Annotated in this window: 11 protein-coding genes; all 11 read right to left on the bottom strand. The window is 27.0% G+C overall.

Annotated elements, in window-relative coordinates; all coding sequences use genetic code 11:
* Positions 1 to 208 precede the first annotated feature (208 nt).
* The 11 genes from ECAJ_RS03860 to ECAJ_RS03910 all read right to left on the bottom strand — a co-directional run bounded on the left by ECAJ_RS03860 (position 209) and on the right by ECAJ_RS03910 (position 16,048).
* Positions 209 to 1,030: a hypothetical protein gene (locus ECAJ_RS03860; protein WP_011304861.1), complete on the bottom strand. Its 822-nt coding sequence runs from the start codon at positions 1,028 to 1,030 to the stop codon at positions 209 to 211.
* Positions 1,031 to 1,531: 501 nt separating this feature from the next.
* Positions 1,532 to 2,254 (bottom strand): hypothetical protein, encoded by a 723-nt coding sequence (locus tag ECAJ_RS03865; protein ID WP_155799203.1) that lies wholly within the window; start codon positions 2,252 to 2,254, stop codon positions 1,532 to 1,534.
* A gap of 660 nt (positions 2,255 to 2,914) precedes the next feature.
* Entirely contained in the window at positions 2,915 to 3,724 is an 810-nt protein-coding gene (locus ECAJ_RS03870; protein ID WP_011304863.1) for a hypothetical protein, read from the bottom strand.
* A 925-nt stretch (positions 3,725 to 4,649) separates the two neighbouring features.
* Complete coding sequence (locus ECAJ_RS03875; RefSeq protein ID WP_011304864.1) at positions 4,650 to 5,378, bottom strand: hypothetical protein; 729 nt, start codon at positions 5,376 to 5,378, stop codon at positions 4,650 to 4,652.
* 542 nt (positions 5,379 to 5,920) lie between these two features.
* The gene (locus ECAJ_RS03880; protein WP_011304865.1) at positions 5,921 to 6,919 is read right to left on the bottom strand and encodes a hypothetical protein; all 999 of its coding nucleotides are present in this window, start codon (positions 6,917 to 6,919) and stop codon (positions 5,921 to 5,923) included.
* 458 nt (positions 6,920 to 7,377) lie between these two features.
* Positions 7,378 to 8,007, bottom strand: coding sequence for a phosphatidate cytidylyltransferase (locus tag ECAJ_RS03885; RefSeq protein ID WP_231243024.1), 630 nt, complete (start codon positions 8,005 to 8,007; stop codon positions 7,378 to 7,380).
* Positions 8,008 to 8,674: 667 nt separating this feature from the next.
* Positions 8,675 to 9,232, bottom strand: a complete 558-nt coding sequence (frr, locus tag ECAJ_RS03890; RefSeq protein ID WP_011304867.1) for a ribosome recycling factor — start codon at positions 9,230 to 9,232, stop codon at positions 8,675 to 8,677.
* 23 nt (positions 9,233 to 9,255) lie between these two features.
* Positions 9,256 to 9,990, bottom strand: a complete 735-nt coding sequence (gene pyrH, locus ECAJ_RS03895; RefSeq protein ID WP_011304868.1) for a UMP kinase — start codon at positions 9,988 to 9,990, stop codon at positions 9,256 to 9,258.
* Between the two features lie 550 nt (positions 9,991 to 10,540).
* On the bottom strand, positions 10,541 to 13,531 hold the full coding sequence (locus tag ECAJ_RS03900; protein ID WP_011304869.1) for a DUF3971 domain-containing protein: 2,991 nt from the start codon (positions 13,529 to 13,531) through the stop codon (positions 10,541 to 10,543).
* Between the two features lie 112 nt (positions 13,532 to 13,643).
* On the bottom strand, positions 13,644 to 14,084 hold the full coding sequence (gene rnhA, locus ECAJ_RS03905; RefSeq protein ID WP_011304870.1) for a ribonuclease HI: 441 nt from the start codon (positions 14,082 to 14,084) through the stop codon (positions 13,644 to 13,646).
* 1,766 nt (positions 14,085 to 15,850) lie between these two features.
* Positions 15,851 to 16,048: a hypothetical protein gene (locus tag ECAJ_RS03910; protein WP_044262048.1), complete on the bottom strand. Its 198-nt coding sequence runs from the start codon at positions 16,046 to 16,048 to the stop codon at positions 15,851 to 15,853.
* Positions 16,049 to 16,051: the final 3 nt, after the last annotated feature.

Genomic DNA, 16,051 nt, shown 5'->3' on the forward strand with positions numbered 1-16,051 from the left:
TACCATCAAATATCATCAAGATTTATTTTTAATTATTAATATTTTAACACCAATCAAGACAACACTATAATTAATAGTCTAAAAAACTTCACAAATCATAAAAGTACAACAAAACATACTTCGTACTGCTATACAAAGATCAACATAAAAACTATATTTGCCTAAACATAAAGAAATTAGTAAAGACAAATTACAGAAATTCCCAGTGTTAAGCAGCTTTTACATAATTTTCATTAAACCCAATAATATCAGAAGATGTAAAACATGTTTCACTAATTCTATTATTTGATACATCTTCCTTTTCCTTAACTGACTGTGATAGCATAAGCATAAATTGTGGATCCTTAGATGTTACAGTTTCGATGAGTTGTTCATCACTCAATTCTCTCATGATGTAGAAGAAATGTTCTAATGTTATATCTTTCCTTAGACTTCTCATACAATTTTCTAAAATCTCAAGAGCAACTTTCATACGACCCAAAATAAATAACTCTGGTTTTAACTTAAAATGTACAAAAGATTTATCACGTATATCAGCACAAACCCCATTAACAAAATCTCTTATATACCAAAACGCTTCTGCTCTTATATCAATAGGTAGATCCTCAGCATATTCTGACTTTAATTTTCTTAAAAGACTTTTTTCATATTCACTTAACTGTTCTCGACTCCGATATGCTCCAATCATACGTGCTACAATCATTCCTCGATAAAATTTTTCTTGATTACCTTCTATAGCAACACACTTATCTAAAGCTTCAAATTGTTCCATAATATAATTTATTGTATTAGTAATCTTATATAAGCACCTATCACCTGTTGAATGAATACCAATCAGTTTTTTATTCATTCCTTCTTTAACTTCCTGATGGACAAAGTCATAAGCTTTTTTTAACTGACGATCAAAAAAGAACATTTGAAAAAATTTATATACCGCTATCACAAAAAGTAAGGTTAATACTATTGCCACAAGTGATATTACTACAACTTTACTGTACATAGCAAAAATTTTATCATCAATTAAAATCATATTAAAATATTATTAATTATAAACATAACATATTAGTTAAATTTTAATAAAAAATCTACTAATATTTTAATAGTATGAAAACATTCTAACAAACATTCAAACTATCTATAAGATTTTAGATATGATACATTTTACAATGTTAAAATATGCACATTAAAAAACAATACTATTCGACAAACAACATACTATTAAAAATCTGAAAAAATATCTTACTTATAATTATTTAAATAGATCAATTACCATTTCTAACATTATCAAATATTACCAAGATTTATTTCTAATTCTTAATATTTTAATGCTAATTAAAATAACACTATGTAAAGACAACATTACAAATTAACAGATTAGTAAAGTTCCTTAGGATCACTCAAATACAACAAAATCATACTCTGTATTGCTATATAAATAACCAAATCTTGCTAAGCTATCACAAAAATTAGTAAAGAAAAATTTAAAAAATTCATCATTCTAGATTTTTATAGATTTTAGATAAAAGACCATCTATCTTGAAACTAGGTACCCAACTTCTAAAATCAGTCTAATCACATCACTAACATCACTACCTGTACAACATGACTCATTATTTTTTGGTACATTTTTCCTAACTGATTGTGATAATCTCAGAGTAAGCTCTGGGTCCTTGGATATTACAGTTTCGATTAGTTCTTCCTCAGTTGATTTTCCCATCACAGAGAAGAAACGCTCTAACGTTATATCTTGTCTTACACATTTCATACAATTTTCTAAAATCTCAAAAGCAACTTTCATACGACCTAAAATCAGTAATTTTGGACTTAAATCAATATGTCGAGGAAAGCTGCTACGTACATTAGTACAAACCTTATTAACAAAATTTTTTATATACAATAGTGATTCTGCTCTTATATCAGTAGGTGAACTTTCAGCATATTTTAACTTTAACTGTTTTAAGATACTTTTTTCATATTCACTTAACTTTGACTCACTTTGATATACTCCAATTATCCTTGCTATCATCTTTCCGAGAAAAAAATCTTCTTTAGCAGATTCAACATCTTCTTCTTTACCAACACAGTTATCTAAAATTTCAAATTGTGTCATGATATAATCTATTGCACTAGTAATCTGGCATAAGCACCTATCCCCTGTTGAATTAATGCCAACTAATTTTTCATCAATGTCTTCTTCAACTTCCTCACGAACAAAGTCACAAGCCCTTTCTAACTTATGATTAAAACATGACATACGATAACAAACGTATATCATACACATTAATGTTAAGAAAAACAATATAATGAAAATTAACATAACTGCAACTTGTTGTTGATAAAAAGTCATATTAAATATTATTAACTATAAACATCATCTGATTATATAAATTAATTTTTATAGAAAAGCAATTTTAAGTATAGACTTTTTTATTTACTATTTTTATTAAGAACTTATTCTAAATATTTTACAATTCACATCTTCTATCAAAAACATACAAATTAACTATACTTTCAAATCATACCTAATTCCGATTTATAATAATTATAATCACACCATTACTAACACTAAACAGTATTACTACTGATACTTATTTTTAATATTATATTCTTGTTGGTTTAATTAAGTTTCTTAACATGAAACACATTATAAAAAAGTACCAGCATTTGTAATAACACTATAAGCTTAGAAAATAATGTAAAAAATAATCAACAAATTTATACTTGTAACATAGATACTAATTAATCACTTTTAAAACTGTAATTCGTAGAAGCAACATAGATATATATGTTAGTTTCACTTAATATCTCTTATAACTTCCACAAACATGAAAGTTATACATAACACTGTGTAAATATAACAATATAGTACTTTACAAATGTACAGCCAGTTATTAGAATACATTACATAATAATATTAAATACTGTATCTCAAACTAGGAACAACTGATTCAACAACATCAAATTTCACACTCTGAGCTGATTCATCTATTACCATCTTTAATGATTTTGACCTTACCATTTCACCTATACATGACATATGATCATAAAAAATGTTATAAGCTACCATTATACGCCCTAAACTTATCTTTTCCTGTTTAAAACAATCTTTCAACGTAAAACGAGGTACCTCTAACATCGAGATAATCTCTCTTAAACAACGCCCCACCATATCCAATGATAATTGTCTCAAAGAATCTTGTCTCCTGTGATAATGTGATCTCTTTAAGCGTACCAATACTTGCTGTTCATCTTTACTTAATTCTCTAGTTTGATATATTCCAGCCATATACGCTAACATTTTCCCATCAGAAAGAGTTCGTTCCATATTCACAATGCGATCACGTTTTTCATCAGAGTCACTACATATTTTCTTAAAATTCTCAAACTCACTTACGATATAATCTATTGCAAGACTAGCACCTAACAAAGCCCTAACACCTTTAGAATCGCAACCAATAAGTTGTCCATCAAGCTTTTCTTCAACTTCTTGCATAACAGATTTACAAGCAGCAGATACCTCCCCTCCCAAACGTAAATAATATACAGTGGCAACTACTAAAATTAACATTATAGCACTTGCTCCACAAAGTAATCCTATTTGAGTAGATGCGTTAGTAGACATACTAATATAAACTGCCAGTCCAAATATTGAAATAAATAGTAACAATATAAGTAACAGAAATAATGCAATTGTTGATTCATTATGAGTAGTTATATTTGACATTATTAAATTCACTAATTAGTTAAAATATATAAATATATAAACTAATTTTAATATAAAATCTATTAATTTTTTAAATATTTCTAATAAAAAATAAATAATCTATACCTACACTGACATAACTTAATAACAAACTCTACTCAAATACTATCTTTATTAAGATTTTATATAAAATCCGGAACATTTTTAGTACGATAAAACGTTCACCAATTTACAAATTTTTCCAAATACATAACTTGGTAAACAAAACAATGCGCCTTCAAAAAATCTAAACTAGATCTTTACCTAGTCAGCCTGTAAGTATAAAAAATAAGCTTATACTCTCCTATTATCAGAATCCATAGGAGTTGCTTTAAGTGTCAAAAAACAACAGTTTATTAGTTTAACTATAAAATTCCTAGAAACTTGAAAAAAACTATAACAACATCGATACTCGCTATACAGATAGTAGTAGAAAATTATACATACACCCCCATAAATAGGAATTATGAGATTAAAAAAACTACAGCTTTTGTTATTCAGTTATACAACTTTATAGTAAACATACTGACACTTTATTAAATTTGACTCAACAAAACTCACAACGCTTATACCAGTTCACAACTTCCTCTTAACTATTTTGCTCCTGAATTATAATAAAACATTACAATAAGCTTTTTATATAATTTTTGAAGATGTAATGAGTGATATCCATCCAACCAAGTTATACATTGCTCATACTTAAAAAAATAATTTATCAAAGTCCAATGATTTAGTCTCATCATCATCCACAACTTCTAATATAAGAATTGTAATCACTACAAAAACAGAAACAATAGTTTACAAATTTCTCGCTAACGCAATTATTAATTTTATGCTATAGAATGGATAGTTATATTTAATAATACTAAAGGTATTAGTACTTTAATTAATTAACAAACATCACTCTTCAATGAACACAATTCTCAATATCACCCAAAGATATAGCAACAAAAGAAATATCATCATAAAAAATTCCATTACCACGTGGTCTAGTATCACGACAAAATATATTTAATATATCAACATTTTTAATAGTGAAGCTCATCCCTTTAACAATAAAAGCTAATCCATAGTCCAATTTTATATAATATTCTGACATTAACTTTATCTGTTCTTCATCACCAATATTTTTTACCAAATTAAAAACATTTTTTAATAAAGCACGGATACACGACATGTTTTGTAAGTCACATTTTAATAAAATTTCCTTATGGCTATTGCACATTAACACTGAATCTTCAGTTTCAGAAATAAACCTAGTTAACAGTAACATTTGCTTATAAACATCATAATTGTTAATTTTATCAATAAAGTTAAATATTTGATCTTGTACATACCTAAAACCTATTTTAACCATTAAAACACCATGTTGAGGAGACTTAGCTTCTATAAATTCAGTACCACTATAATACAGCTCTTTCATTTTCACTTTTAATTGCTTCTTCAAATCACAAATAACGGAATTTCTTATTCTACTATAAGAAATATTAAGAGCACTAACAGGTAATCCACTATCGTTATTCACATCAAAATCTTTTTTAGAATCTCTACACTTTTTCAATATACTATATATCATTAAAATAAAAATAATAAGTGTTAAAACACTAACTATTGCAAGGTAAATTTCATCCATCATAATACAAAATTATAAGTTAATACAACAAAATTCATACACTACAACTATTAATAATTATAAAAATAGTATTTTATATTTAATATATTAACTAAAATAATTAATTATAATTTTAATAATTTCGAAACATACTAATACAATAACCATTAGATTCGTGGAATATCATCTAAAAAAACATTAATTTTCAAACTAATAATAATGATTATTATTATGGAATAAAGTTTTACATTGTATGTTGAGTCATATCATTCAACTCCGATACATAGTGGAGTACATCAGATTAGCTACGTTTTTCATATTAAAACTTCCTGTCAACACATAGAAAAAATTAATAACTCTATAAAGCAGTTAATAATTTTATAAATTTAACTATAAATATTAACAATAATACAAATATCGACCTATTAATTAAGATAAGTGAAATAATTTCATAAAAATTAAAGCTACTTACTGATAGATTTGTAAAAATATATACAAACTCATAAAAGTTATGATCCAACTTGATTGTTAAAGCACTATAGGATTACCATACGAATATTAATTTATTACCTACCTCTCAACGTGTCATTACAATTAATTGCTACATTATGTAATTCATCATCACTATCAGATACATCATAATCAATTTCTTGATCAACTAAATTTACATAAACAAGAACATTATTAGTACCCTCTACAAGTGTAATACGCGATTTATCATACAAAGCAATAAAATTTACAATATTATTAATACATCTAATATAAGCCACTTCCCTACTATTTAACACAACTATTTGTGATCCCTGAGGAAAAACTTTTTCATTAGGTGTGTCACACCTAATTACAGACTCAAACAAAATCAGCATATTATATCCATACTCACGTTCAAAATAATCATGAAAATCTTTATATAAAATCATTAAACCAGATTTATCTTTATCCTTTAAACCACATAAATAAGTATCATCATCAAAATTTACTCTTCTTTCTATTGGAACTGAAATATCATCCACATCACGTACTTTATTACGCATAAACATTATTCTTCTCATATTTTTAACATGCTCTTGTACATTATGTGTAAAAAAATTAATATTATGAATTGCAAAGCATATATGAAAAAAATCTTCTTTGATTATTACATTACTATATTTTATTAATTCACCACATAAATACCTTATATCCTCTGCTTCCGCATTTATCTCATCAAATAACAACTCACTAGAAAGCATTATGTCAAATTTTTGATTAACATCATCAGTACTGTATATATAAACAATATTATTATGGATAGTAGATAGTGATTCAGTAATCCATAGTATTTTAGATCTTATATCTTTAACAATTTTATCATCTAAATTCATATATTCTATCATCATTGGATCAACTAAAAGATTGCCAGAATAGTTAGCAAGTCTTACTAAAGCTTTTTCATCCGGAGTAAGTGGTTTACAAAGCTCTGGATTTTCACTCAATTTTACACGATCCGTATTATATAACTCTTCAGTCATCTTACTCAATTCAGAGCAAAGATATGAATACAAAAGTGTAGATATACTTTTCATTAAAATCTCCTAAATAAATTCATTTTTTATTAAAAAATTAAATAATTTTATTAATAAAAACATATATTAAGAATAAATGCTAGAAATTGCTTAAAAAATTAATAATTAAGTATGCTACAAAAAAATCCATAGCACTTTTCTAATACCAATTAAGCAAAAACCTCTACTATTTAGAGCAATTGAATATTAAAAATTAAACAGCAAAAATACATCTGAGTTTTGATATATCAGTTAAGTCAACATCGCTTAATGTATAGAACCTTATGTGTATCGTATTAGAAGTATTTGAAAACTAAAATATCAGAATAAATATAAGTTTGAAACTATAATACTCACAGTAAAAATGAAGATAGATTGAATCAGCGATATGTAAAAAAAACATATATAAGTCTCAATATTTTAAGATATTAACTCTCAAAAAAGATTACCTTCTTCAACCAATTAAAAGATTTATTACTTTATACTAAAAAAAACTTAGAGAATTTTTGAACATAATAAGCAACTAATGGCGCAGTAAAAATAAAACTATCCATGCGGTCAAGAATACCTCCATGCCCAGGAATAAAAGTTCCACTATTCTTTACTTTATAGAAGCGCTTTATACAAGACTCTGCAACATCTCCAACCTGAGCAACAAAAGCTATAATAATACCACCAACAAATGCATGAAACACAAAAAATATCCCAAAAATTATTGATATCACAACACTAATAAACGTCCCTGCTGCTATCCCTCCTAATAATCCTGCCCATGTTTTATTAGGGCTAATCACAGGAATCATTTTTTTCCCACCAATACTTTTACCAGTAAAATAGGCAGCTATATCTGTTCCCCAAACAACAGCAATTAGCCATATTAGAATTATTTCTCCATGCAATAAGTTATAAATATATACTAAAGATGCATAAGGTATTACTACAATAAAAATAGATGGAATATAATATAAGCTCTTATGCTTCATAATATTAAACAATTCAACAGAAGAAACAACAGCAAGAAAGAAACATAAGCAATAAAAAGTCATTCTGCCAAAATATAAAGATAAAAACACAATACAAAAAATTAATACAGAAGAAAATGACCTCATAAAAAAATTATTACTTACCATTACTGCAACCAAATACCATCCAATTTAAACTATACATTTTATATAAGCCATATTACAAAAAACATAACTGAGTACAATGTTAAACAAAATTATACAAAAACTAAACAAATTTTATTCACCTAAATCATATAACATTAAATTAACATATATTAATTTTAACAAGTACTGAGTACAATTGCTATCATTCCAATAAACCACATAATAATATTCCTACAAGTAAATATTGGAAGCAAATTACTTTATAATATGTCTTACAGAAAATGCTACCAATAAAAACTTTAACTCAAGTAAATACAAAAACACTAATCTTTCAACAATGCAAAACTATTGGACAATAAAAACACTATCTATATTAGAAAAATTGCATAACCAATTACTTGACTAGCTTTCTTTATCATTACAAACTATGATTCTTCCATCAATTGACATATAAAAGAGCAAGTCATTAGTACATAAGTATTATATACTACTTGTCAGTAAAACAATGAAATTTACATTATGATTAATACATACAACATATTCTTTTACACTTCTAAATTACTAAAACATATTAAAACTACACAGCACATAAATTAGAAGCGCTAACAGGCATTGTTATTGAGCATTATATACTAAACCTATCAGAACAATAACTATTCTACTATAATTAGACTTGTAGTAACTCTTTTTCCTTTGAAGAAAAAGCATCATTTATTTTTTTCATAACATCATCTGTAATTTTTTGTATTTCTGTTCCAGACACACGTAAATCGTCTTCTGAAATTTCTTTATTATCTTGCATTACTTTTAGCTTATCCATTATATCTCTACGTATATTACGTACAGAAACTCTACAGTCTTCTGAAATTTTACCCAATAACTTAACTAAATTTTTCCTCATATCCTGCGTCATCTCTGGAACAGTTAAACGTATTGTCGTTGCTTCACAAGAAAAACCAAATCCAAGATTTGAATTCATAATTGCAGTTTTGATAGCACCTATATTATTGGAATCCCACACTTTAATCATTAAAGTTTTATTATCAGATACAGATATACTTGATATTGTATTTAATTTTACACGTCCACCATAAGTTTCAACAACAATTCCATCTAATACTGAAGTCCTTGCCCTTCCAGTTCTAATACCATCAATATCACTTAAATAAACAGACAAAGTTTTTTCCATTCTATTTTTAGCATCTTGCTTCATTTCATTTATCATCTATTCATCCCAACATTTAAATTTTAATTACATATTGTTGTATATAACCCGCGCCCACGAATTATATCTGCAAAACTACCACGCTTTCCCAGATTAAACACAATAATAGGTACTGAATGCTCCCTAGCTAAAGACACAGCAGCAACATCCATAATTTTAAGATCTAATGACAATAAGTCACGATAAGAGATTCTATCATATCTTACCGCATCAACAGTTTTTTTAGGGTCAGCTGAATACACACCATCAACTTGCGTACCCTTAAATATAGCATCACAACCCATCTCTATACCACGTAACGCAGCTGCAGTATCTGTAGTAAAGAATGGATTACCAACTCCAGCAGCACATATTACTACTCTTCCTTTTTCCAAATGACGTATAGCCCGTCTTCTAATATAAGTTTCACATACAGCAGTAATAGGTATTGCAGACAAGACTCTAGACTGTACATTTATTTTTTCCAAAGCATTTTGTAAAGATAAAGCATTCATCATAGTAGCTAGCATTCCTATATAATCATTACTAGCTCTCTCGAACCCAAAAGGAGACGATGACGATGCACCACGGAATATATTACCACCACCCACAACTAAACACAACTGTATCCCAAAATCATACACTTCTTTGAGATCATGAGATAACTTATCCAGTACTTCCACATCACACCCAAAGCCTTTTTCCCCCATTAATGCTTCACCAGATACTTTCAACAAAACCCTAGAATACTTAACGTTAGGAGTAGAGGACTCACTCATTAACTTTCCTTCCTATTAGCTACAACTAAATAGTAAACACAGACCAACTAATTATATATTAGACACAAAAAGATGCAATATACAAATTCCTAACATCATAAATTTATTATGCTCAATAGAAGTCACATAATATCAAAATCTAATTTTTATCTTATACCTTACTCAATAAATTAATTATTCAATATTCTAAAAAAATAACTTCAAAAATACTGAAAAATAGAATTTATAAATTCCTGCTACTCATCAACTTACTATGCTTAACACTTGTTCTAATCATGATTGTATAAATACACAGTTTAAAACTCAATACAAAAGTATTTTTCTATAACTCTCAACATTATTTAACAAACAAACTGCTTAAACCTAAATCAGAGTTACTTACAGATAGAATATTTAAGTTATAATGAATTAATTTTTTCAAAAATACTAAGTCTATTAAAATATTCTTAAAATGATACATTAAGCTTTTCATATGTATCTTTGCATAAATAATAATGGATTAAATTTACTTACCTAGGTTAACAAACATAATATAAAAACATGTAAATTCCTATGATACTTTGCTTACCCGATTTTCTTTCACTTTTTGAACAGATGATTTGTTTTTAACATTGTCTTTCTTTGTCAACTTAGTATCAAATACCTGCAATACTCTCTTCAATAAACTAGGAGTTAAAATAGACATTAAATTAACTGATAAATCATGATCTTTATCTGTACCTTTTACCTTATAATCTATAGCAATGACACCGCGACTTTGGCCTCCTGTTAACAATTTCCCAATAATCGGAGTTTGCCATATAATTTTATTAATGACATATGCAGGAATTATTTGTCCTTTTATATCAAACATATTTGTATCTACATTAAGTTCTCCACCTAAACTAATGCCCAATTCAGATCCTTCCATCCACGATTCATCTATATTTACTAAGTTATCTTGATAAGTAAATGGTACATTTAATGTATTGAAATATATGCCTTTACCATTTAATGTATTAACAACCCCCTTTAGTGACGATAAAGTCAATATTTGTGCTAAGATGGAAGCATTGACAAGATGAAAATTTGTCAATGAAAACATACCATGAGTAACATCATTAGTATTTATTGGATACATATAAAAAGATAATTTTCCTTTATTTATAACATCTAAAATGTTCAATGCACGAAGAAGTTCTCCAGCATTATTAGTACTTATCTCCAGTCCAATAGGACCATATTCCATATTAAAATTACCACTATCTACAAAATCACCTGTTAACTTAATTATACGATAAACACCACCATCACGCTCTAATTTAAAATCTATATTCTTAGTTATAACATCATTTTTCATTATAACACGATCTACATTAACCTGAACATTAGCCTGTTTTATAACAGATCTACCTTTCATAACATCAGTAAAATCAAAAGCACTTAAATCCAAAGATTTACCAAACACTTTTACCGCTATAGAATCTTCATTTTTCTTCAATTCAGCTTTAACATCTGTATTTTCTAACTTCACCTTATTTAATAACAATTCTATATTATTTCCTACTCTACCGCTTAACTCTATATCTATATTATCTCCAACTATAGATGCATTCCCTATTTTCACTTCATTTTTATCTTTAAATGAAGCAAAAAACTTTACAACACTATTAAAGTTTTTCTTTGCTAAACCATTAAAGTAAATTTTTAGATGAGCAAGATCAATATCTCCTGTAATATCAGTATTATCACCATCAGTATCCCACTGAAGATTGGATCTCATTATTCCTGAACAATTTTCATAATCAAAAACCCCTAATCTCTTCACATTCTCAGTTGAAATATACCCTGTAAATGCATAGTGAGATTTATAGTTATTTTGTAAATTTTTACTAATCTTTAAAGACATAGGATAACCATTCATATGGCCTTGAGCATCTATATTAACATCGTTATCATGCAGAATAATATCAACTTTCGTATCATAAACATCAAAAGCACTCAAAATACTATCTGCCTTAAAAGATTCAACTAGTGTATGTATATCAGACTCATAATCTATAACATCATCATTTAACAAATTAAATATCTTAAAATTAAAGGTAGTAAAGGCATTGCCAAAAATTTTCTTATCATCAAGTGGGATAAACTCTTTATCATCTACTGCTAAATATAATTGTTTTACATTACTAACAGAATTCCCACTGATATTCATTACTGCATTTGTATCCCTTAAATCCTCTATCGCTAATATTCCATCCTTAACAACCATTCCCTTAAAATCTGAATTATCAGAAGTAATAATAAATTTATTGTCATACAAATACAATTTCCCATGTACTATACGTACTGGATCAAAATTGTCATTGAATTTTATTAAAACATTTTTTATATCTGCATTAACATTGTAACTTGAAAGATCATTATAAAGAAAAATATTATCCCATTTTCCTTTAATTTGAAGCTTAAGATCACTAATTTTTCCTTCTTTGACATTAGTACAATACCAATGATTTAAATCAGGATATAAGTTAGCAACCCAGTAATTACAAAGCACTTCTGGAGATACAACATCAATGTTAAAATTCAAGTTTACGCTTTCATCATCAATCACTCCATTTGCAACTATTTTACTCTGATCCAATAACACAAAGAAATTCTTTACTGACAGAATATCATTTTGATATACTAATCTTGTCCTAAAATCATGAACGTAACACTTACGTGAAGAGACACAAGGAATGACACCTTTTATACTTTGAACATTAACATCACCATATGTGATTTTATCATACTCATCAATCTTCAATACAACATCACCACTAAAATTCAAATTGTCGTATAATGGAAGTTGAGTATTCAAATTACCTAAATACCCCAATATATTAGTACTAAAATTACCATATGACATCTCAAGAGACATTATACCCTTATAATGTTCATGCACTGTCATACTGACAAAAGAATTATCACTTTCTAAATTGAAATCAATAGTATTTTTATCATATCCTTTACTTATTTTCATATTAAGTTGCTTTATTATCAAATCTTCTTTGCCACTTTTAGCAAGAACAGCATTACTAATAAAGACTGGTATATCTAGTTTTATTGCATTCAGTAAAATATCCTTTACAGCTTTTATAAAATTTTCTATAAGATTTACTTCAACTTTTTTTTCAATATCATAAAATTCAATACGTACTTTAGGAATATCAATATAAGAGAAATCACAATTTCCCCATAAAAATAATATTCCCACTCTAGAATACAATAAGAATTCAGGTATGGTAATATCTGCTCCAAACTTAGCATTCTTAATAGTCAGATCTTGTGATGATAGAATAAAATTCTCACTTTTGTTTTGCCAAGTCAGTGTAGTCTTCCCTATATTTATTTCTGAATCAGGAAAAACTGTAGCAAGCTTATGTTTTATATAAAAATTTAAGAACTTTGCATTAATATCTATAATATCTTTATCACGAATATAGAGGTAAGATAGACTACATCCTATAGAAATAATTAGTATACAAAACAACTTTATAAATTTTTTTTTTTTTAGCATAATAAACACTAAATTAATATACAGAGGTATTATCTACACAACACTACTTAAAAAGACACCCATACTTATCACATTGATCTAATACTTTTAGAAACGCAAATACAAACAGATTTCATTTACTAATCTGACTACGTGCAAGTATATCTGCTTTTTGATTATACAAATTTCCTGCATGAGCTTTAACCCAGTACCAAGTCACATTATGAAAACTGGCAAGACTATCTAGTTCCAACCACAACTCCAAATTTTTTACAGGAAGTTTGCTAGCAGTTCTCCACCCATTAATTTTCCATTTTTCAATCCACAATGTAATACCATCTTTAACATATATGCTATCAGTATACAAATCAACATTATATGCTACTTTCAAAAATTTTAGAGCTTCAATAACTGCTGTCAACTCCATCCTATTATTAGTAGTATCCGGATTATTACCACAAATTGTTCTCTCATTCTTATCAAACAACAAAATTGCGCCCCATCCTCCAGGACCAGGGTTACCAGAACATGCCCCATCAGTATAAATCACTACTTTATTTAGTTCATCTTTCATGTAATATATTTAATAACCTTGATCTCAAGAGTAACATCTAATATTCACTATATCAATACTGAAAACACAGACACCTATTGGACAATCCAAAGAAATATGCTCTGCTTTTTTAAAAATTTTATCAGTAAATTTATTTTAAGTAGATGCACTAAGTATATACGAATTAACCACTTTTTAATCTACATTAAGAAATGTCAAAAGATTATAAATAACTACCTACAGCAGATAACATATAATGGATAACTACATAACTTGCAATAACATTTTCACGCTTAAAAAACATTTAATAAAACTTTAAACTTATATTTAACATATATAAAAAAACACTAACAATCTATACACTAAGGAATATCACAACAGTCATCACTTATATAGTTTTATGCTAACAGTAATATCAATGTTTTAACCTAGCAATAAAATTTAAACTACAAATAAGTTAAACATTATATCTTAAAAGAGAAAATCTGAAGTAAATTAGTATTTAGTTTATAAATTACACTATATAAACACCTATGTATTCCAATTCTATAGTAAACGCAAGTTATGTTAATTTAATCATGTGTCATCAAAAATGTAAATCTTTTATATAAGTTTCAAAATACACAATAACTAAACTCGATATTTGCATGATTCAACAACACTTTTGAAATTCCTAACAAAATTTTACACTCTGTATTCATAAATAAGGACTACATAATTTTAAATATTATAAAAAGCACAGAAAATACATTACAGCCTGATAAAATTTATATATATCAAGCAAAACAACTCCAGTCACTAAAAGCATAATGTATCTTAAACTTACTATATATTAAGCTATTACTATTCTACAAGAAGGAAAAAACTTTAGTAAAAATATACTAATAAATCTATAAAATCACATCCAATATATCGAATCAAAACAAATTAATTCAATAATTATAAATAAAACAATACAGCACTACATATTTTTTGCATTAAACTACTATGCCATTATAGATAACACTATTCAAAATAAAAAAATACACGTTAAAAGAAAAGCATTATAGCTTAGATAATTTTCAAAATCAGATTTCAGTAAAAATGAAAGTCACATATTAAACTGTTAATACACAATAACAACAATTTATAATCACATCAATACATCAATGAGTAAAAATCTTATATTTGTCATTTCAAAGAATTCAAATATACTTTCTATAACAATATGATTATCAGCATCATAATATATATACGAGTATCATTATATTAACCAATCAACTTTTATTAGAAAAAAAGTTTTACTTTAAACAAATATTAATGTATAATTAAGTACAGTATGGGTATAGTAAGTTAAGCCTGTATAAGCGTACTTTAAACTTATAAATAGCATTTTAGTTTATGTAGCTTTAAAATATTATAGTAGCATCTGTTGCTTTATTAAAACTAATATGTATTGTAATAGGTGCTACTGATCTTTGGTAGTTTCTATTTATTCCTTGTCATTTTATCGAATTAACAATCGGCATATTACAGTGCTGTTGTATAATAATTTCAGTGCGTTTTTTTACTAAATGAAAACGTATCTTTTTCTTCAGTAGCACATTTTTTTATGTTATGTATAGGACTAACACAGTTATTTTATTGTTGCCGGTAATTTAATTTGAAACGTTTTTCTTATACGGTAAAGGATATATAGTAATATCAACAAGTGAGGCAAACACTTTCAATATTTACTTTATTAACATATATGGTTACTCATGAAATAACACGTTTGTACCAGCAAAACAAGTGTAACTTTATATTTTTTAGCTTAATAAAGGTAAAAAAATGCCAACACAAACTACTGAAACATTCAGTTCAACAGTATCTACTGCAGTAGAAAGTACCACTAGTTCAGCATCAACAGTTACAGGGCATAATACTCTTAACACTATTACTGACACAGCAAGTACAGTAACATCCGCTATAACAGACATTGCTTCTAGTACACTAACCTCAATCACAAA

The sequence above is a fragment of the Ehrlichia canis str. Jake genome, from assembly GCF_000012565.1.
GTDB classification, from domain to species: Bacteria; Pseudomonadota; Alphaproteobacteria; order Rickettsiales; family Anaplasmataceae; genus Ehrlichia; species Ehrlichia canis.

Bases quoted from the DNA above. Each gene is read 5' to 3' on its own strand.
- ECAJ_RS03860 (WP_011304861.1), bottom strand. From the start codon at position 1,030: ATGATTTTAATTGATGATAAAATTTTTGCTATGTACAGTAAAGTTGTA.
- ECAJ_RS03865 (WP_155799203.1), bottom strand. From the start codon at position 2,254: ATGTCATGTTTTAATCATAAGTTAGAAAGGGCTTGTGACTTTGTTCGT.
- ECAJ_RS03870 (WP_011304863.1), bottom strand. From the start codon at position 3,724: ATGTCAAATATAACTACTCATAATGAATCAACAATTGCATTATTTCTG.
- ECAJ_RS03875 (WP_011304864.1), bottom strand. From the start codon at position 5,378: ATGATGGATGAAATTTACCTTGCAATAGTTAGTGTTTTAACACTTATT.
- ECAJ_RS03880 (WP_011304865.1), bottom strand. From the start codon at position 6,919: ATGAAAAGTATATCTACACTTTTGTATTCATATCTTTGCTCTGAATTG.
- ECAJ_RS03885 (WP_231243024.1), bottom strand. From the start codon at position 8,007: ATGAGGTCATTTTCTTCTGTATTAATTTTTTGTATTGTGTTTTTATCT.
- frr (WP_011304867.1), bottom strand. From the start codon at position 9,232: ATGATAAATGAAATGAAGCAAGATGCTAAAAATAGAATGGAAAAAACT.
- pyrH (WP_011304868.1), bottom strand. From the start codon at position 9,990: ATGAGTGAGTCCTCTACTCCTAACGTTAAGTATTCTAGGGTTTTGTTG.
- ECAJ_RS03900 (WP_011304869.1), bottom strand. From the start codon at position 13,531: ATGCTAAAAAAAAAAAAATTTATAAAGTTGTTTTGTATACTAATTATT.
- rnhA (WP_011304870.1), bottom strand. From the start codon at position 14,084: ATGAAAGATGAACTAAATAAAGTAGTGATTTATACTGATGGGGCATGT.